Here is a 17839-nt window from a genome sequence, read left to right as displayed (position 1 = left end):
TCAGGCCTGAACCAGCGGTCCGGGGGTTTTCAGGTACTGCTCGCGGATGGCGCGGGCCGACCAATAGGTCAGCGCGGCCACCAGCCCGGTCGGGTTGTACCCCAACCCCTGCGGGAACGCCGAAGCGCCCGGGACGAACACGTTGTGCACATCCCAGCTTTGCAGGTAGCGGTTCAGTGCACTGGTTTTCGGGTCGGTGCCCATGATCGCGCCGCCATTCAGGTGGGTGGTCTGGTAACTGGCGGTGTTGAAGTGATCCTTCACCTGCTTGCCCAGCACGGCAATGGCCTTGGGGTTCATCGCCTGGGCGATCTTGCTCAGCTTGCCGACCATGAACTGGTTCATCTTGATGTCGTTCTCCTGCCAGTCGAAGGTCATGCGCAACAGCGGCTGGCCGTAGGCGTCGCGGTACGTGGGGTCGAGGTCCAGGTAGTTGCCACGGTAGGACTGGTGAGCGCCGTGGGCGTCCATCGACACCTGGTGGGTGTAGTAGTCCGCTGTGGCTTTCTTCCAGGCACTGCCCCAGGCCGGCGTGCCCGGCGGGTTGGAGATGCCGGCAATCGGCCGGCTGCCGGCCTGGTTCACCCACATCGGCGAGCCGCCGACAAAGCCGTGCGGGCCATGGTCGAAGTTGTCGGCATTGAAGTCGTCAATGGCAATGCCATTGCCACCCGCGCCGATAAAGTTGTTGGTGTAGGTGCTCTTGTCGAAGAACGCCTTGACCGTCCCCATGTTCTGGTACGCGAAGTTACGCCCGACCACACCTTCGTTCTTCACCGGGTCGTAAGGCTTGCCAATGCCGGAAAGCAGCATCAGGCGAACGTTGTTGAACTGGAACGCCGCCAGGATCACCAGCTCCGCTGGCTGCTCTACCTCGCGCCCCTGGGCATCGATATAGGTCACACCGGTAGCCTTGCGCTTGCTATCGTCCAGGTTCACCCGCAGCACGTGGGCATTGGGCCGCAACTCGAAGTTGGGCACCTGGCGCAGCGCCGGCAGAATGTTCACGTTGGGCGAGGCCTTGGAGTACATGTAGCACACGTAGCCGCTGCAAAAACCACAGAAGTTGCACGGCCCCATTTGCGCACCGTAGGGGTTGGTGTAGGAGCCGGAGGTGTTTGCCGAGGGCAAGTTGTAGGGTTTATAGCCCAGGCCCGTGGCGGCCTTTTCGAACAACCTGGCCGATACAACGTTCTTCTGCGCAGGCAGTGGGAACGGGTTGGAACGGTCCGGTGCATAGGGGTTGCCGCCCTTCCCTTCACCGACCACCTTGCCTTTGACGGTCCACGCCTGGCCTGAAGTGCCGAAAACCTTTTCGGCAAAGTCGAAATACGGCTCCAGTTCTTCGTAACTGACGCCGAAGTCCTGGATGGTCATGCCTTCGGGGATGAACGTGCGCCCGTAGCGCTCTTCGTAGTGGCTGCGCAGGCGCAACTCGACCGGGTCGACCCGAAAGTGCACGCCCGACCAGTGCAGGCCTGCACCGCCAACGCCCTTACCTGGCAGGAAGGCACCGAGCTGGCGGTTGGGCAGCGCCACGTCGTTCACGCTATGGCGGACAGTGACAGTTTCTTTCGATACATCGACGAACAGCTTCTTGCGCACGCTGTAGGTCAGCTCATCGATCACCTGCGGGTAGCTGCCTTCCGGGTAGGTGTCCTGCATCGGCCCACGCTCCAGGGCTACCACGTGCAGACCCGCTTCAGTCAGCTCCTTGGCCATGATCGCGCCGGCCCAGCCGAAGCCGACGATCACGGCATCCACTTTGTTCAACACAGTCGCCATGCTTCAAGCCCTCTTGCCGCGAATCGATACAGCCGGAAACGGGTAAGGCTCGTTGCGCTCGACCCAGTCCATGAAGTCGGCGCGGGCGCCGGGGAAACCAATCTGGGTCCAGCCGACCATGCCTTTGTTGCCACCATGGATCGGGTCGCAGAAGAACCCTTCACGGGTGTTTTGCACCAGCAAGCTGAAGAACACCTTGGCCGGAACGGTATCGAACACCAGCTCACCTGCCTCGACCTTGCTGAGAATACGGTCTCGGGTAGCGCTATCTTGCGCAGCAAAAGGCTGCCCGCCGTTGGTTTTGCACCAGCCGTCCACGGCAGCGATGCCCAGGCGGTAGATCTGTTGTGGGCTGAGCTGTAGCTGATAGCCCAGCTCGGGCGCCGCGTCGGCGTTGAACGGGCCTTGCATGTACCACTGTGCACCCGTCGCATAGGGAGTGTTCATCTGCCGGTCGATGAATTCGGCGGCGCCGGCTTCGAGTGCGCCGGGGCCAAGTTCATCGGCCGGGATGATGCGCGACACGGCAGCTTGGACAAAAGCCCACTCTTCGGCGCTGAAGAACGTCGGCTGATAGTCGCCCGCGGGTGGCGTGGCCGGCACGTTGGGTTGCTGATGCGCTTGCGGGGCCGCAAGCAGCTGGCTGGCGCCCACGCCCAGCCCTGTGCTGGCCACGGTAACGACAGGGATCAGGGTCAAGGTCTTGCGCAGAAAATCCCTGCGCGGGTTGTCTGGGGCATGCTCAGGCATTGGAAGTCCTCATTCGGCTGTGCGGCGGCCTTGGAAAGCGCCATCTGATTTCTTTAGGGGGTGATCTTGATAGGCCATCAAGAAGACAGCCGAATAATCTAGCGCGTTCAGAAATGTTTTGAAACCGGTTTCATACTTGACTTATCACAGCTCAAGCCACCCCCGTACGGCTGTCCGATAAGGCTTTTTTCACACCTGCCTCACTCTCTGCCGACATTCCACCGCCTACAGTGCCGACGCTCTCGTATGGAGCGAGCTGACTGGAGTGGCAATATGCTGCAAGGCGTTATCGACAAATCCCCCGCCTCACGGCTTGCGCAGGTATACCGACTGCCTTGGGGTGCGGCGCAATTGGCAGTCCTGTGCATGCTGTTCGTGCTGGGCGCGGCAGCAGCCTGGGCGCATGCCCACATGGCCATCCCAAACCTGGGCAACCCGCATCACCTGCAACGCAGCGGGCTCGAGGCCGCCTGGGCGAAAGGCTCGGTGATTGTGGTGCTGCGCCATGCTGAACGCTGCGACCGCTCCAGCGGTGCCTGCCTGGGTGACCCCAGCGGTATCACGGTCGCGGGCAGCCAGGTGGCGGCCAATGTAGGCCTCGGCCTGCAACACCTCGGCCTGAGCGCAGCCGATGTCTGGGCCAGCCCGGAGGTGCGCACCCGGCAGACCGCACACGCCATGTTCGGTAAAACCATTGCCACGCAAGACTGGCTTAATCAGTGTGACGGCGACTTTGCCGAAAACGCCCTGGCGCTCAAGCGAAACGGCCACAACCTCGTGCTGGTCAGCCACAGCGGCTGCATGGAGCGGCTGGAACAGGCGCTAGAAGTGCCCTCAAGCGCGATGTCCAACAGCTATGCCAGCGCCCTGTTCATTACCCAGGGCAGCGATGGCAAGGCGAAAATGCTGGGCCAGATAGCAGCCAGTGAATGGCGCAAACTCGTTGAAGCCAAGGAACTCTGAACATGCCCTCCCGCGCCACCTTCTACCGCAACAACCTGCTGCTGCCGCTGTTGCTGGCCGCCATCGTGTTCATGGCATTCGACCTCACGGAGCTCGATCGCTGGATCAGCAACCTGCTGCTCGACCCGGCCACTGGGCAGTTCCCGCTGCTGCACAACCAGTGGTTCGAGAAAGCCACGCACAAATGGCCGCGCATCCTGCCGGACTGGACGGGTGAGCTGGCCGTCATCGGCAGCCTGCTGTCGTTCATCTGGCCGCGCCTGGCCAACCGCCCTCAAGGGGGCCTGACCCGGGTGTTGGAAAAGGCCCGAATCGCCCCGGTGCTGCGTTTTACCACCCAACACCGCCGCGACTTGCTGTTTATTGTGGTGGCGTTTGCGCTGAGCACAACCGTGATTCATTACCTGAAAAGCCACACCAGCGTGTATTGCCCCGTGGAAACCACGCTGTATGGCGGCTCGCACGCCCGGGTCGAATGGTTCGAAAACTTTTCCTTGTGGAGCAAGGCCGGCGATGGCCGTTGCTGGCCGGGTGGCCATGCTTCCAGCGGGTTTACCTTGTTGGCGCTGTATTTCGTTGCACTTCGTCACCGCTGGGCGCATGCACGCAAGTTGCTGGTGGCTATTTTGTTGATCGGGTTCGTGTACGGCACTACCCGGGTGCTGCAGGGTTGGCACTATATGTCCCATACCTTCTGGGCTGGGATCTTTGTCTGGCTGACAACCTGGGCAACGGCATTGTTTTTCTATGGACGCATCGCGTTGCAGGCGCCTGAACACAGTCCTGAAGCCGTTAGTACCCAGACGGCAGACTTCGCGTAGTACCTGTGGCAGCGGCGGGTTTGCACCATCACCCAAGCTAGCCCTGGAGCAGCCTTGTGCTGCTCACACAGGTCCGGTGCTCGCCTTGGCATGGCGGGGGTGCGAAAACTGGGTTGGAATTACTTGCCCCCAATCCCCAACCTTGGGGGAACGCTGCCCACCGCCGGCCGCTTGTGAACCCTCCTGCTGAAAACCTCCACCCCCTGCGCCACAAGGCCTGCAACGCAATATTCAACTGTTGGCACAGCTCTTGCCGATCTCCTCCCAGACGCCCCAAGTCCATGGGCCCGTTTGCAGGAGGAATTGACTCATGCACCGACCGATACCCCACCCGCTGGCAGTGGCGATTTTCGCCGGCATGCTCCAGCTTCCGGCGCAGGCTGCACTGAATGCTGTCGATCCAGGCGCCTACGTCCCCGCCAACGGCGGCTTCCCTGCCTGGTACCAGGACAGCCACGGTCGTACCCTCGACCTGTGTCTGACCAAAGCCGTCAGCTCTCGGGTCGCCGGCGCACCCGGCGCACCGTCGTACATGTGCACGTTGCTGCCTACGCCCGGTGTGTTCGACGATACCCAACCCATCGTCTTCCCCACCAACTTCCCTGACGAGGCATTCTGGTTCACTGCCGACGCCGCCATCGCCGACGCCGCCCGCGGCATCAACCTCAGCTACGGCACGGCAATCGAAGCGGCATTCGCCGCCGAAGAGCCGGTAGAGGGTGACCAAGTCAGCTTCGCCCGGGTGCGTATCCGGGTTGATGTCCCTACCGCCGGCACCTACGTGGTCACCCACCCCTACGGCGTTGAAGTGTTCGATGTCCCCGCCGCAGGGCGCCGTGCGATCAACATGACCCGCGACATCGGCATTGCCGGCGCAGGCGACTTCACCGGTGCGCTGAAGGGCGATGTCGGGCCGTTCCTGCGCAGTGTCAACGGCCCCTACACCGAAGGTAACGAACGCTTCATCGGCGACCCGAACCTGGAAGAACGGGTAACCGGCAGCCCGTTCAACACCAACTTCGTCCGCATCGAAGGCCCTGGCGGCATCGACCTGCGTACCGAACTTTTCGCAATCTCCGGCAAGCTCTCGACTGTCGCCCTGCCTACCCCGCTGATGCCACAGCGCAGCACCTACTCGCGGCATACCGAGAATGGCGACCTGCGTGCCCAGCAGGACATCTTCGTGATGGCCCCGCCGCCGCCTGCCAGCGTAACCCTGACCAGCCAGACCCCCAACCTGAGCCTCACCGAGGCCAACGGCACCGGCGCCTGGTACGCCCAATCGGCGCTGAACCCGGCGGCCGGCACCCTCCTGACACTCACCGCCGACAACAGCGTGGCGATTCCGACCAGCAGCCTGACCACCCATAACGTGCCGCTGACCGACCTGGTCACCATCACCCAGGCCCAGTACCGGCTGTCCACCGGCGAGCTGACCTTGGTGGCCAGCACCAGCGACGAAACCACCCCACCCGTGCTCACCGCCCATACCGGCAACGGTACGTTGATCGGCAACCTTGGCGGCAACGGCGCGGTGAAGACGTTGAGCATGACCGTCTCACCCATCCCGCCGGCCAAGGTGCAGGTCACCAGCGCCAATGGGGGTAGCGATACCGAAGACGTGGTGCTGGTGCCATGAACAGACAAAGGCTCAGCCTTCAAGGAGGCAGCATGAACACTTGGTCGCGCCGTGCGCTGTTCGCCGCCGGTTTTTCCCTCACCGTTACCAGCGCTGCCTTTGCCGCGTTGTCTGAAGTGGACCCAGGGCCCTACACCTTCGCCACCGGTGGCTACCCGATGTGGTACAAGGACGGCCTGAACCAGTCCCTGGAGCTGTGCCAGTCACGTGCCACCAGTACCCGCGTACCCGGCACCCCGGCCGCACCGTCCTACATGTGCACCCTGCTGCCGGAACCCGGCATCTACGACGATGCGCTGCCGCTGGTGTTCCCGGACAACTGGCCGCCTGAGATGTTCTGGTTCCTGGCCGAGGCCACCATCCCTGCCGTGGGTAACAGCGGCTATGAACTGGATGCCTATGTCGCAGGCCTGGAAGCGGCCTTTGCCGCCGAAAACCCGGTGGACGGCGACCAGCAGAGCTTCGCCCGCATCCGTATTCGTGTATCGGTACCCCGCGCAGGTGTGTACACCATTACGCACCCTTACGGTGTCGAAACCGTCAACGTCACCTCGCCCGGTCGGCGAGCGATCAACATTACCCGCGACATCGGTATCGGTGCGCCGGGGAACTTCACCGGGGCGCTCAACGGCGCACTCGGGCCATGGCTGCGAGGGGTTGGCGGGCCTTACACCGAAGTCAACCCGGACACCGGCGCCACCGAAACCTTCATTGGTGACCCGAACCGCCCAGAAGCCGTGGTGGGCAGCCCGTTCAATACCAACTTCATCCGCATCGACGGCCCGCCCGGTCGCATCGAGACTGCGTTGTTCACTGTCTCGGGCAAGGTGCTGGACCAACGCGCGCAAACCCCGGTCACCCTGGAGCGCGCCACCTACTCGCGCAACGGCAGCGGCACCCGCGTGGAAGTGTTCGCCAAGGCCCCGAAAGAGGCCAGCCTGTGCATGCGCAATGGCCTGGCGCTTATCGGCACGCCGCCTTCGCCCTGCCAGTTCAACCTGACGGCGGACAACAATGGCCTGTTCTTCAGCCAGCAGCTCAGCCAGGCCGTGCCGCCGGCGGTAGTGGTGGTCACCGCCAGCAACAGTGCCGCCGGCACCCAGCCGACCGCGCTGTCAAGCAAGCTCACCGACGTGGTCAAGGTCAGCACCGCGCGCTATGACTGGGCCAACAAGCGCCTGCTGATCGAGGCCAGGTCGAGTGACGAGGTCACCATCCCCGACATGCTCGCCCAAGGCTATGGCCGCCTGTCCAAATCGGGCACGCTGCAAAGCCTCACGGTCAACGATGTGGCGCAACCGCCAGCCACCGTTACGGTCAAGTCTGCCCATGGGGGTAGCGACGTGGAGCCGGTGATCGTGGTCGGCAACGCACCGGTCGAGGCGGCCAACCAGCCACCGCTGGCCCAGGCCGACGTTGGCAGCACCAGTGTCGGTGTGCCGATTACCCTGAACCTGCTGCAAAACGACAGCGACCCGGACGGTAACGTTCCGCTGACCATCAGCGACCTGACCCAGCCTGGAACCGGCCTTGGCGGCGTGGTGCTCAACGGTACCACCTCGGTGACCTACACCCCGCCAGCCGGGGCCACGCAACCGCTGGTGGCCACCTTCAGTTACCGGGCGGTGGACGCCAAGGGGCTGAAGTCGGAACCGGCCACGGTCACCATCAACGTCGCGCCTAACCAGGCACCGACTGCCAACCCGGAAACCGTTGCCACCCTGGGCGTGCCATTGACCATCAACGTGCTGGCCAACGACACCGATCCAGAAGGCAACGTACCGCTGGCCGTTGCTGGCGTCACCCAACCGGCTGCCGGCCGAGGCACAGTCAGCACCGACGGCACCACGGTCACCTACACCCCACCGGCCACGGTGACCACGGCCTTCACCACCACCTTCACCTACCAGGCCCGTGACTCTCTGGGGGCGCTGTCTACCCCAGGCACGGTCACCGTCAACGTATCGCCACGGCCTGCCGCCGAAACCTTCGCGGTCACGGCAGCCACCGTCACGGCGCGCTCCAACAACCGGTACAACTGGGATATCAGCGGTACCTCGTCGGTAACCACGGGCAACGTTGTCACCGTCCGGGTCACCACCACCACCGGCGTACAGACGCTGGGTACCGCCACGGTGCCGGTGAACGGCCGCTGGCGTCTGGCAGTGAGCAACAGCACCACGATCATCCCGACCGCCGCGCCGACGGCAACCATCACCACCAGCCCGGGTACCACCCGCACCGTCAACGTGGTTGTGCAGTAAAGGCGGGGGAAACGCCATGAAACGCCTGTATCCACTGCTGTTCAGCCTGGCCCTGGCGGGCCAGGCCAGCTGGGCCGATGACCTGATGGACAATGCCGACCTTGCGCCCGGCAACGACCTAGGTGACCCGGTGATCATCCGCCTGCTACCGGTCGGTGCCGGTCAGGCTGCGGTGATCGAACAGCAAGGGTCGGGCAACCGCGCCGCCCTCGACCAGAACGGTCAGGCCCTGTTGGGCCGCATCGTCCAGGCCGGTGGTGCGCAAGAAGCGTACATCCTGCAAGAAGGTAGTGACCTGATGGCCAGCATCAGCCAACAGGGAAATGGCAACAGCGCGTCGATCCGCCAAAGCGGCAGCAGCAACAGCGCTGCCATCGAGCAGATCGGCAACGACAACAGCGCCAGCATCGTGCAGTCCGGCTCGGGCCTCAACAGCTCCGTGACCCAGGCCGGCAATGGCCAGCATGTTCAGATCACCCAATACCGATAGACCTGGAGGCACCACCATGTACAAGCTCGCTCCGTTAAGTGCCGCTATCGTCCTGGCCCTCGCAGGTCAGGCCATGGCTGCTGACAGCACCTCGTCCCAGACTCAGGACGGCAAGGAAAACATCGCCGAAGTCACCCAGACCCAGGCTTCCTTTGCCTCGGCCACCCAGAACCAGACCGGCAAGGGCCACAACCACCTGGCGGTGCAGACCGAAAGCACCAGCGATATCCAGCAGAGCGCCACTGGCCAGTACAATGCCGGCTACGCCGAGCAGTTGTTCGAAAATGGCAGCCAGATCAAACAGCAGGCTTCAGGCAGCTACAACGACGCCTTCGCCAGCCAGTCGGTTGGGCTGAACAACGAGTCGCTGCAAACCCAGCAAGGCGTAGGCAACAAATCCACGGTGTGGCAGGACAGCCAGGAAGGCAGCAAAGCTACCACCTGGCAATCTGGCCAGCGCAACGAGGCCTTCATCGAGCAAACCTTCGGTGGCCTCAACAACCGCAGCACCGTCAACCAGACCGGCCAGGACAACTACGCCGCCGCCGAGCACCTGAACCATGTCGATGGCGACATTCAGGTCTACCAGGATGGCCACGACAACTGGGCCTATGGCGACCAGCGTGAAGGCACCGGTGGCACCATCGGCATTGGCCAGTACGGTGGCGGCAACTCGGTGGAGGTGTGGCAGGACAACCAGATCGGTAGCCAGGCCTCCGTGACCCAGACCGGCCAGGCGAACGAAGGCTATATCGACCAGAGCTTCGGTACCGGCAACAAGGTCAGCCTGTCGCAGCAAGGCAATGCCAACGCCAGCTGGTCGGATCAGTTCGAGACCAACAACGCGACCGCCACCATCACCCAGACCGGCAACAACAACCTGCACTTCACCTACCAAAATGGTGAAAACCTCAACCTGACCATCAACACCAAAGGCAATGGCAACAGCATCACCGCCAGCAACTGGAAAGGCGCCAAGATGGGCGGCCAGTTCGGCACCAACCAGAACGCCACCATCAACCAGACGGGCAATGGCAACGGCGTCAACCTGACCCAGAAGGGCGCTGACCAAATGGCCACGCTGACCCAGACGGGTAAAGGCAACCAGATGCAGACCAAGCAGGATGACGTCAACAACGAGCTGTACTTCGAGCAGAACGGCACCGACAACATCCTGATCGCCGACCAACGCGGTACCGACAACTATGCCTACGGCAACAGCCAGGGCACCGGCAACTCCATCACCCTCGACCAGTCCGGCTACGCCAACCAAAGCTACACCAACCAGCTGTACGGTAGCGGCAACGAAGCCACCATCAAACAGACTGACAGCATCAACGTCGCCTACGTGACCCAGGGAGGCCAGGGCAACAAGGCGTTCGTCGACCAGAGCGGTATCGCCCAAACCGCCACCATCACCCAGCTGGGCAGCGCGAACCTGGCCACTGTGACCCAGAAGTAAACCTCTCCCCCTTGAACCGCGGTGCTCCTCTCCCTGGTGCCGCGGTTCCTTTTTTGATACCCCAACCCTTGGCATACTTTCGCTCCGCCTGGGGAGCTATGCCGGCCTCTTCGCAGCACAAGGCCGGTCCTACAGCAATTGCATCCATCGGGATACACTGGCTACACATCACACATATGCAGCCCCTCATGATCCAGTCCGACCTCGACCTGTTCGGCCCCCAGCCACAACGCCTGGCCAGCCACACCGTGCTGCTGCCTGGCTTCGCCCTGGCCGAAACCGAGGCGCTGCTCGACGCCCTGCGCCCAGTGCTGCGTGCCGCGCCGTTCCGGCACATGCACACCCCGGGGGGCCTGCGCATGGCGGTAGGCCTGACCAATTGCGGCTCGCTGGGCTGGGTGAGTGACGAAGGCGGCTACCGCTACAGCCCCAGCGACCCACTCAGCGGCAAGCCCTGGCCCGCCCTGCCCCCGGTTTTGCTCGCCCTGGCTGCCCGTGCTGCAGCCTTGGCTGGGTTCGAGGGTTTCGTGCCAGATGCCTGCCTGGTCAACCACTACTTGCCGGGCACCCGCCTGAGCCTGCACCAAGACCGCGATGAGCAGGATTTCGGCCAACCGATCGTGTCGGTGTCACTGGGCTTGCCGGCGGTGTTCCTGTTCGGCGGTCTGCAGCGCGCCGACAAAACCCAGCGCATCCCGCTGAGCCACGGCGATGTGTTGGTGTGGGGGGGCATAGACCGCTTGCGCTTCCATGGTGTGCTACCGATCAAGCCCGGCACGCACCCGCGTCTGGGTGAGCGGCGTATCAACCTGACTTTGCGCAAGGCGGGTGCCTGAAGGGTCTGCCCTCTCTCATCGACGTCGAACAAGATGAACGTACATGAAACACATTGAACATCTTGGCCAGGCAAGCTTCAAACGTTAAGCCGCTCTCTCTTCAGTCTGGAGCTCGCCATGCCCTACCCGCTCAATCCTTCAAGCCTGTGCAACGGAGCCACGCACCCATGAAGATGCCTGGCCGTGCACCCAATGCCTCGCTGCAGCTCGACTACGTACGCGACACCCTGTTCGGCCCGGTGGCGCAGAGCGTGGAATGCCAATGCCAGCTCGCCGCCCTCAACCTGCAAGGCCGCCCTGGGCTGCGCCTGCACATTTGCCCACCGCTGCCTGACAAGGTGGACCGTGCGCATAGCGTGGCCTTCGTCTGGGATGGGCGAAGTTACCGTGGTGTGGTCCGCGACCAGGGCAAATGCGGTGACGGCGGCCTGAACTTGCTGCTGGAATTGCAGTAAGCCGATCAACGGCGGCCAACCCGGCTGAACCGCCTGGCCGCAGCGTGTCTCCATAGCTAAAAGGCCCGTGCCTGCTGGAGAACGCCATGAACAGCCCGTTGCTCAAGCTATTCACCCACCCCGCCGACGCCTGGCTGGATATCCGCCGTGCCGAGGAGGACCACCCACAGCAATACCTGCCGCGCCTGTTGGCCCTGGCACTGGTCCCTGCAGTGTGCCTGTTTGTCGGCACCACCACCTTCGGCTGGAGCCTGGCGGCTGAGGAGCGAGTACGCCTGAGCATGGGCAGCGCCGCGCAACTGGCGGGGCTGCTGTATGCCACCACCGTCGTGGGGGTGATGCTGATGGGGGTGATGATCCGCTGGATGTCGCGCGGGTTCGATGCACAGCCCAGCCTGAACCAGTGCATTGGTTTTGCCGCCTACTGCGCCACGCCGTGGTTCTTTGCCGGGGTGGTCGGCCTGGTGCCTATTCGCTGGCTGGCTTTCGCCGCGCTGCTGGCTGCCTCTGCCTATGCCAGCGTGTTGCTCTATGGCGGGTTGCAGACATTCCTGCGGCTGAAGAAGGAACAGGCGATGCTGTTTGCAACCTGTGTCTGGGGTGTAGGGTTGTTGCTGCTGGTGAGCATGCTGGTGGCGATGATCCTGTTCTGGTTCAACGGCCTGATGCCAGAGTACGTACGCCCGGCCAGCTTGGGCTGACCGGGGCACGGCGGGCGCCCTCAGGCCATCGACCTGAGAGGTGCCGGGTGGTTGTCACGTAGCGCATGAAGCTGCCCCACCAGGTTGACCAGGTCACGGCAACTGTTCAGGTTGTGCAGCGAGACCCCGCTAAGGGTCACACTTTGATCGAGACTCTGGCCCTGACCCAGGCGGATGGTCAGGTGGGCGCCATCCAGGCAGCTGACTTCACAGCGATCCGGCAGGCACGCCTGCTCGATCATCTGCCGCATCTCTAGCATCGAAACTCCTATCAACGACATGGTACGACCCTCTCTGTGCGATGGCCTGTTGTGTGGAATTACGCCTTTGTCGGGCGGGGCGCCAATTGATATTGCGCATGCCCGGGCAGGCGTCCATGCGCCGGGGCAATGATGATGCGGGGAATCCTCTAGCACCTTAGTGGAAGATCCTGCGCATAGGCCGTGCGTTCGAATGCAATGACCGACTTAACGACGAGTGGTCCCTGCCGGCCCCAGCGAGGCCCACAAGTGCTGCGCCGCATAAGCCCGCCACGGGCGCCAGTCCAGTGCCCTTTCGGCCAGTTGCACCTCGTCGCCCTCAAGCAACCGCAACGCCTTGATCAAGGCTACGTCACCCAGCGGCAAGGCATCAGCGGCGCCGGCCTGACGCAGCGCCAGGTAGTGGGCGCTCCACGGCCCGATACCCTTTAGCCGGCACAGGTTGCGCAATAGCTCATCCAGCACTTGCCCGCGACGCAGCAAGCCGGGGTCGGCCAGCAAGGCGTTGGCCAGGGTGGCGAGGGTGGTGGCGCGCGCGCTCGGCATGCCCATGTTTTCGAACTGTGCATTTGCCAATGTCGCTAGAGCCGGGAACAGGTGGCTCAAGCCCGGTGCCGACAGACGCAGCGGGGCGCCGTGGCGTTGCACCAGCCGGCCCGCCAGGGTCATGGCGCCGGCCACGCTGATTTGCTGGCCAAGTACGGTACGCATGGCTTGCTCGCAGGCGTCCCAGCCTTGCGGCACACGCAGCCCCGGGCGCGCCTTGAGCAGGCTTGCCATCAAAGGGTCGCAAGACAGCTCGGCGCTGATGCGTGCAGGGTCGGCGTCAAGGTCGAAAACCCGCCTCAGCCTGGCGATCAGGCCGGGCAGCGCGTGTGAAGGCGCGCCTTCAAGGCGAACGCGCAGGTGTTGGTTGGTCATTGGCGTCGCGTGCAGGACGGCGTGGTGGCCAGCAACGATCAGGGTGCGGCTGTAGGTGCCGTCGTGGCAGGTTTCGATGCCGGGGATACAGCGGGCGGCTAGGAAGCCCAGGGTCGAGGGCCAATGATAGGGGGCACGGTAGCGCAGCCACAGGGTGTGGTGGCCGGGGGTGGGCAATGATCGGCGCACGGCGTGCTGTCGAGTGAGGGTGGGCATGGGTGGATCATGCCAGAAAACCTTGAGGGTCAAGCCATGTACAAGCATGCCGGGGCTGCTTTGCAACCCCGGCTTTTTCAGGCAAGGCTCAGTGCCGAGCCCCTTCCCGCTCATCCTGCATCTGCCCAAACCGCCCGGCATGGAAGTCATCGAAAGATTCGGCGATCTCCGCCTGGCTGTTCATCACGAACGGGCCATAGCCGACGATCGGCTCATCGATCGGCTCACCGCTGAGCAGTAGCACACTGGCACCTTCCAACGCCTCGACACTGACATCCTCACCCTCCCGGTCAAGCAACACCAGGCTGGCCGGGCCTGCCTCGCGCTCGCCGTTGATTCGCACGTTACCACGCAGCACCACCAGCGCCGCGTTGCGGCCGGCAGCGACCGGCAGTTGCAAGGCCGCGCCAGCATTCAACCGCAGGTCCCACACATCCATCGCGGTAAAGGTCCGAGCTGGCCCCAGGTGCCCACGGTAGTCGCCCGCAACCACCCGCAAGCTGCCAGCGTCACCGTCCAGCGTGACCACCGGGATGTCGCTGGCCAGCAGGGTCTGGTACCCAGCCGCCGCGCGTTTGTCCCGCGCCGGCAGGTTGACCCACAGCTGGACCATTTCCAGCGTGCCGCCACTGTGGGCGAAGGCCGGAGAATGGAACTCTTCATGGATGATGCCATTGGCAGCCGTCATCCACTGTACGTCACCTGGGCCGATCAAGCCGCCAGCACCGGTGGAATCACGGTGCTCCAGTTCACCCTGGTAGACGATGGTCACGGTCTCGAAACCACGGTGCGGGTGCTGGCCCACCCCACGCCGTGCAGTGGTGGGGATGAAATCATGCGGGCCGGCGTAGTCCAGCAGCAGGAACGGGCTGATCCGGCTGGCCAGGTTGTCGTAGGTGAACAGGCTGCGCACCGGAAAACCATCACCCACCCAATGGGCGTGGGGGCTGCGGTGGATACCCAGAATCTTTTTCATGAGAAGGCTCCTCTCTTGGCTGGGATAACCTTATCAATGATGCCAATGCGGCGGTAGCTGGCTCATATGGCATACATCGTTCCACCAATAGGACACTGAGCCTGTTCAGAAAAGCATTGCGTGCAGGATTGGATGGCCTGGATACTGGGCTGCGAGCCATTGCTCAAGCCCCTCGGAAAATGCCTTGCCTACGATGGAAATTTCTCGGTAGAGAGGATCTGTCCGTGCGTATTCTGGGCTCAGTGAGTCCAAGCGACGACGATTTTCCAGTGAAGATATCAAGTCCAGGAACAAGGCATACTGCTCTAGCAACTGCCCAGTATGGGGGTTTGACTGTCCCAGCATCGCAACGCGTTGTAGCGGTGTGAATGAAAGCCAATGGTCGAGGCGTTTAATCTTTTCACTGGCCGGTAGACCATGGACCTCGGCAATCACCACGATCCCTCCCAGGTAAAGCAGCTTGCGAGAGAACTTCAGCTTGATGTTGCGCACGCCCCAAGCCTTGCCTTCAGCCCGCTTTTCCTCGAAGTTCGCCATCATGCTGCGGTAATACCGAACCACATCATTAAGCATGAACCTGGGCAACCCTGTTCCTTGGTCGCTTGCCACATACCGGCACAGCAACTCGGTTCGCCACCGAGTGAAACTCTCATCGCCAAACAGTGGGCGGCCTTCCAGCAGGAGCAGCATTCGTCGGGTGAGCGCCGTATTGCTTTCCTGCTTCCATCCAATGTGGTTGCTCAACTCCGAATAGAGTGAAAGCGCGCCCTGACCAAACTTGGACTCATCGCTCTCACCCGGCCAGCTGAGCGGTCGAACCAGGTTTTTGACTTGATGCAGTACGTCGAGCAGCCGGGCCTCAGACATGCTGCCGTCATGCACGATGAAAAAATCGATGTCCGAAATACGCGAGACCTCGCACCGCCCGTAAGACCCCACGACAACAACAGAAACGGGGGCTTGCCTGACCAGCGGAGCGAGGGCGTACTGCATGGCCTGGCGCAGCGAATTGTTTGCCTGCCAAGAATGATCGAAGTGCTTTTGCAAACAAGGGTGTTGTGAAAAGGTCGTGGTAATCATCGTTGCAGGCTCAAAAAAGCATCACCTTACTGATGACATTTCTCCGCTACTGCGTGGAAAAGTTATCCTGCAAACCCCTCCAGTAGGAACCTTTTCACTTCGCTGGAACAAAGCTCGGGGTCCTCTTGCATGAAGCAGTGCCCACCGGGTACCTGGTGGCCGGTCACCTGCGGGTTGATTGCCAGCAGCCGCTGTACCGAGTGCGGTACGAAGGGGTAGGTACGTTCGCCATACATCACCCGCGTGGGGGTATTGATCGCCGCCAGGCTTGCCCACATGCGCTTGGGGAACGAACTGAAAATTTCCACTTCACGGCTGGGCCGGCACTTGAGCACCACTGCCTCGCCACAATCGCCGATGGCATGCTCGACATAGGCCTGCAACGCCGCATCGGTCCAGCCTTTGAAAATGCCACGCCCCTGCAGCGAAGCCAGCGCGGCTTCGCGATCGGGCCAGTGGCTGCGGCGGCTGGCAGCCTTGCGCGCAAGCGCATGGCGCTGATGCAGACCAACCAGGGCTGCCGCCCCCATCACGCCAATCATGCGTCGGCTGAACAGCACCGGGTCGAGCAGCACGGCACGTGCAAACAGTTGCGGCTCGCTGGCCAGGATCAGCCCGGTAAGTACGCCACCGAAGCTGTGCCCTACAGCAAATCGAGGTACGTCGCCGTACTCGCCACGCCCTTCCTCAAACGCTTCAACGGCTAGCGCAGCGGTACGGTTCCAACCACGAAACACCCCTCCGTGGTCACTGTCACCATGCCCTTGGACATCGCAAAGCCACAGGTCGAAATGCTCACTCAAGCGCATCAACAACGGCTGGTAGGCCAGGCAACAGAAGCCATTGCCGTGCAGGAAATGCAGCAACGGCTTGCCGCTGGCCGGGGTACGCCAGCCACGCAGGGTGAAGCCTTCGGCACATTCGTGGGACCAGGGGATCAACTCCATCAGTTGGCTGTACTCGCGAGGCTAGGAAAACGCTGATTCTACAAACAGCAGTGGGTACAGTGAAATCACCAGCAACACGGCCATCAGGACATTGAACAGCATCAGCCAGCGCGGGTTCTGCAACAAGTTGCGCAACGCGCTGCCGAACATCACCCACACACCGACGCTGGGCAGGTTGACCAATGCAAACAAGGCGGCGATGACGATCACGTTGGTCACATAGCCTTGCGCCGGCGTGTAGGTGGTAATCGCCCCTACCGCCATCACCCAGGCCTTGGGATTGACCCACTGGAACGCCGCCGCGCCCCAGAAGCCCAGCGGTTTGCGGGCACTGGAAGAGGCCGTCCCGACCGGCCCGGAGGTGGCAATCTTCCAGGCCAGGAACAGCAAGTAGGCCGCGCCTGTATAGCGCAGCACCGTGTACAACGGCGGCCAGGCCTTGAACACCTCGCCCAGGCCCAGGCCTACGGCCAGCACCATGACCATGAACCCGACGCTGATGCCCAGGGCATGGGGGATCGAGCGGCGCACGCCGAAGTTCACCCCCGACGCCAGCAACATCGTGTTGTTGGGCCCAGGGGTGATGGAAGACACGAAAGCAAATAGCACGAAGGCAGTCAGCAGGTCGGCAGAGGCAAGCATGGCGGGCATTCCACTTTCTTCTTAGGTACTGTCACACTACCGGAGTCGCCCTACCCTGCGACCGATACAGTTACATTAAATTATTTAGATACACACCACTGTACCTCTAACCCGGATCAAGGAAGCCGTCACCATGAGCCTCATCATTCGCCCTGCCGTTCGCACCGATGCCGAGCAGATCCTGGCCTTCATCACTGAACTTGCCGATTACGAGCGCGCACGCCACGAGGTGGTCGCCACCTTGGCGGATATCGAGCACAGCCTGTTCGATGAGGGCAGCACAGTGCACAGCCTGATCTGCGAGCGTGATGGCCGGGCGATTGGTTTTGCCGTGTATTTCTACAGCTACTCGACCTGGCTCGGGCGCAATGGCATTTACCTGGAAGACTTGTATGTGACACCCGAGCAACGTGGCGATGGCGCCGGGCGGCAACTGCTGCAGCACATTGCCCGCGAGGCGGTGGCGAACCAGTGCGGGCGCCTGGAATGGAGCGTGCTGGACTGGAACGAGCCTGCGATCGGTTTCTATCAGAAGCTGGGGGCCGAGGCGCAGGATGAGTGGGTGCGCTACCGCTTGGACGGGGAGAAGCTGGCGGCATTCGCCCAAGGTTGATCACGCGGGTTACCCGGA

The 17839-nt window shown here is 62.6% G+C and carries 18 protein-coding genes; 10 read left to right on the top strand and 8 right to left on the bottom strand.

Annotation, left to right across the window (positions count from 1 at the left end; all coding sequences use genetic code 11):
* Positions 1-1785, bottom strand: a complete 1785-nt coding sequence (locus ACNQP3_RS12765) for a GMC family oxidoreductase (RefSeq protein WP_264317112.1) — start codon at positions 1783-1785, stop codon at positions 1-3.
* A 3-nt stretch (positions 1786-1788) separates the two neighbouring features.
* Positions 1789-2535 carry a gluconate 2-dehydrogenase subunit 3 family protein gene (locus tag ACNQP3_RS12760; protein WP_264317111.1) on the bottom strand — a complete coding sequence of 249 codons (747 nt, stop codon included), beginning with the start codon at positions 2533-2535 and terminating at the stop codon, positions 1789-1791.
* A gap of 273 nt (positions 2536-2808) precedes the next feature.
* On the opposite strand from ACNQP3_RS12760, the gene ACNQP3_RS12755 reads away from it, so the two are divergent.
* The 9 genes from ACNQP3_RS12755 to ACNQP3_RS12715 all read left to right on the top strand — a co-directional run bounded on the left by ACNQP3_RS12755 (position 2809) and on the right by ACNQP3_RS12715 (position 12166).
* Positions 2809-3498 carry a histidine phosphatase family protein gene (locus ACNQP3_RS12755; RefSeq protein ID WP_012272200.1) on the top strand — a complete coding sequence of 230 codons (690 nt, stop codon included), beginning with the start codon at positions 2809-2811 and terminating at the stop codon, positions 3496-3498.
* A 2-nt stretch (positions 3499-3500) separates the two neighbouring features.
* The gene (locus ACNQP3_RS12750; protein ID WP_060494085.1) at positions 3501-4319 is read left to right on the top strand and encodes a phosphatase PAP2 family protein; all 819 of its coding nucleotides are present in this window, start codon (positions 3501-3503) and stop codon (positions 4317-4319) included.
* Between the two features lie 310 nt (positions 4320-4629).
* Positions 4630-5958: a hypothetical protein gene (locus tag ACNQP3_RS12745; protein ID WP_012272193.1), complete on the top strand. Its 1329-nt coding sequence runs from the start codon at positions 4630-4632 to the stop codon at positions 5956-5958.
* Positions 5959-5990: 32 nt separating this feature from the next.
* Positions 5991-8222, top strand: a complete 2232-nt coding sequence (locus tag ACNQP3_RS12740) for an Ig-like domain-containing protein (RefSeq protein WP_012272192.1) — start codon at positions 5991-5993, stop codon at positions 8220-8222.
* A 16-nt stretch (positions 8223-8238) separates the two neighbouring features.
* Positions 8239-8712: a curlin gene (locus ACNQP3_RS12735; protein ID WP_060514763.1), complete on the top strand. Its 474-nt coding sequence runs from the start codon at positions 8239-8241 to the stop codon at positions 8710-8712.
* A gap of 16 nt (positions 8713-8728) precedes the next feature.
* On the top strand, positions 8729-10174 hold the full coding sequence (locus ACNQP3_RS12730) for a curlin (protein ID WP_012272190.1): 1446 nt from the start codon (positions 8729-8731) through the stop codon (positions 10172-10174).
* A gap of 188 nt (positions 10175-10362) precedes the next feature.
* Positions 10363-11010, top strand: coding sequence for a DNA oxidative demethylase AlkB (alkB, locus tag ACNQP3_RS12725; protein WP_041166487.1), 648 nt, complete (start codon positions 10363-10365; stop codon positions 11008-11010).
* 167 nt (positions 11011-11177) lie between these two features.
* Positions 11178-11465, top strand: a complete 288-nt coding sequence (locus tag ACNQP3_RS12720) for a hypothetical protein (RefSeq protein ID WP_012272188.1) — start codon at positions 11178-11180, stop codon at positions 11463-11465.
* 86 nt (positions 11466-11551) lie between these two features.
* A complete protein-coding gene (locus ACNQP3_RS12715) occupies positions 11552-12166 on the top strand; it encodes a Yip1 family protein (protein ID WP_012272187.1) in 615 nt (204 codons plus the stop codon).
* Between the two features lie 20 nt (positions 12167-12186).
* On the opposite strand, the gene ACNQP3_RS12710 is transcribed toward ACNQP3_RS12715, so the two are convergent.
* From ACNQP3_RS12710 to ACNQP3_RS12685, 6 genes are all read right to left on the bottom strand, one after another.
* Complete coding sequence (locus ACNQP3_RS12710; protein WP_060494088.1) at positions 12187-12447, bottom strand: DUF1652 domain-containing protein; 261 nt, start codon at positions 12445-12447, stop codon at positions 12187-12189.
* A 186-nt stretch (positions 12448-12633) separates the two neighbouring features.
* Positions 12634-13563, bottom strand: coding sequence for a DNA-3-methyladenine glycosylase family protein (locus tag ACNQP3_RS12705; RefSeq protein ID WP_264317110.1), 930 nt, complete (start codon positions 13561-13563; stop codon positions 12634-12636).
* An 88-nt stretch (positions 13564-13651) separates the two neighbouring features.
* Complete coding sequence (locus ACNQP3_RS12700) at positions 13652-14539, bottom strand: pirin family protein (protein ID WP_071984396.1); 888 nt, start codon at positions 14537-14539, stop codon at positions 13652-13654.
* A gap of 105 nt (positions 14540-14644) precedes the next feature.
* Entirely contained in the window at positions 14645-15619 is a 975-nt protein-coding gene (locus ACNQP3_RS12695) for a nucleotidyltransferase domain-containing protein (protein WP_264317109.1), read from the bottom strand.
* 62 nt (positions 15620-15681) lie between these two features.
* Entirely contained in the window at positions 15682-16566 is an 885-nt protein-coding gene (locus tag ACNQP3_RS12690) for an alpha/beta fold hydrolase (RefSeq protein WP_264317108.1), read from the bottom strand.
* A 21-nt stretch (positions 16567-16587) separates the two neighbouring features.
* Positions 16588-17217 (bottom strand): LysE family translocator, encoded by a 630-nt coding sequence (locus ACNQP3_RS12685; protein WP_012272181.1) that lies wholly within the window; start codon positions 17215-17217, stop codon positions 16588-16590.
* Positions 17218-17341: 124 nt separating this feature from the next.
* On the opposite strand from ACNQP3_RS12685, the gene ACNQP3_RS12680 reads away from it, so the two are divergent.
* On the top strand, positions 17342-17821 hold the full coding sequence (locus tag ACNQP3_RS12680; RefSeq protein WP_012272180.1) for a GNAT family N-acetyltransferase: 480 nt from the start codon (positions 17342-17344) through the stop codon (positions 17819-17821).
* The last annotated feature ends 18 nt before the right edge of the window (positions 17822-17839 follow it).

This window comes from Pseudomonas sp. LFS074 (assembly GCF_047978165.1).
Taxonomy (GTDB): domain Bacteria; phylum Pseudomonadota; class Gammaproteobacteria; order Pseudomonadales; family Pseudomonadaceae; genus Aquipseudomonas; species Aquipseudomonas putida_P.
Note: the sequence above shows the minus strand (reverse complement) of the source record. Positions and strands in the feature narration are given on the sequence as shown.

What these genes read in the sequence shown, in the direction of transcription:
- ACNQP3_RS12765 (WP_264317112.1), bottom strand. Translation starts at nt 1,785, where the DNA reads ATGGCGACTGTGTTGAACAAAGTGGATGCCGTGATCGTCGGCTTCGGC.
- ACNQP3_RS12760 (WP_264317111.1), bottom strand. Translation starts at nt 2,535, where the DNA reads ATGCCTGAGCATGCCCCAGACAACCCGCGCAGGGATTTTCTGCGCAAG.
- ACNQP3_RS12755 (WP_012272200.1), top strand. Translation starts at nt 2,809, where the DNA reads ATGCTGCAAGGCGTTATCGACAAATCCCCCGCCTCACGGCTTGCGCAG.
- ACNQP3_RS12750 (WP_060494085.1), top strand. Translation starts at nt 3,501, where the DNA reads ATGCCCTCCCGCGCCACCTTCTACCGCAACAACCTGCTGCTGCCGCTG.
- ACNQP3_RS12745 (WP_012272193.1), top strand. Translation starts at nt 4,630, where the DNA reads ATGCACCGACCGATACCCCACCCGCTGGCAGTGGCGATTTTCGCCGGC.
- ACNQP3_RS12740 (WP_012272192.1), top strand. Translation starts at nt 5,991, where the DNA reads ATGAACACTTGGTCGCGCCGTGCGCTGTTCGCCGCCGGTTTTTCCCTC.
- ACNQP3_RS12735 (WP_060514763.1), top strand. Translation starts at nt 8,239, where the DNA reads ATGAAACGCCTGTATCCACTGCTGTTCAGCCTGGCCCTGGCGGGCCAG.
- ACNQP3_RS12730 (WP_012272190.1), top strand. Translation starts at nt 8,729, where the DNA reads ATGTACAAGCTCGCTCCGTTAAGTGCCGCTATCGTCCTGGCCCTCGCA.
- alkB (WP_041166487.1), top strand. Translation starts at nt 10,363, where the DNA reads ATGATCCAGTCCGACCTCGACCTGTTCGGCCCCCAGCCACAACGCCTG.
- ACNQP3_RS12720 (WP_012272188.1), top strand. Translation starts at nt 11,178, where the DNA reads ATGAAGATGCCTGGCCGTGCACCCAATGCCTCGCTGCAGCTCGACTAC.
- ACNQP3_RS12715 (WP_012272187.1), top strand. Translation starts at nt 11,552, where the DNA reads ATGAACAGCCCGTTGCTCAAGCTATTCACCCACCCCGCCGACGCCTGG.
- ACNQP3_RS12710 (WP_060494088.1), bottom strand. Translation starts at nt 12,447, where the DNA reads ATGTCGTTGATAGGAGTTTCGATGCTAGAGATGCGGCAGATGATCGAG.
- ACNQP3_RS12705 (WP_264317110.1), bottom strand. Translation starts at nt 13,563, where the DNA reads ATGCCCACCCTCACTCGACAGCACGCCGTGCGCCGATCATTGCCCACC.
- ACNQP3_RS12700 (WP_071984396.1), bottom strand. Translation starts at nt 14,539, where the DNA reads ATGAAAAAGATTCTGGGTATCCACCGCAGCCCCCACGCCCATTGGGTG.
- ACNQP3_RS12695 (WP_264317109.1), bottom strand. Translation starts at nt 15,619, where the DNA reads ATGATTACCACGACCTTTTCACAACACCCTTGTTTGCAAAAGCACTTC.
- ACNQP3_RS12690 (WP_264317108.1), bottom strand. Translation starts at nt 16,566, where the DNA reads ATGGAGTTGATCCCCTGGTCCCACGAATGTGCCGAAGGCTTCACCCTG.
- ACNQP3_RS12685 (WP_012272181.1), bottom strand. Translation starts at nt 17,217, where the DNA reads ATGCCCGCCATGCTTGCCTCTGCCGACCTGCTGACTGCCTTCGTGCTA.
- ACNQP3_RS12680 (WP_012272180.1), top strand. Translation starts at nt 17,342, where the DNA reads ATGAGCCTCATCATTCGCCCTGCCGTTCGCACCGATGCCGAGCAGATC.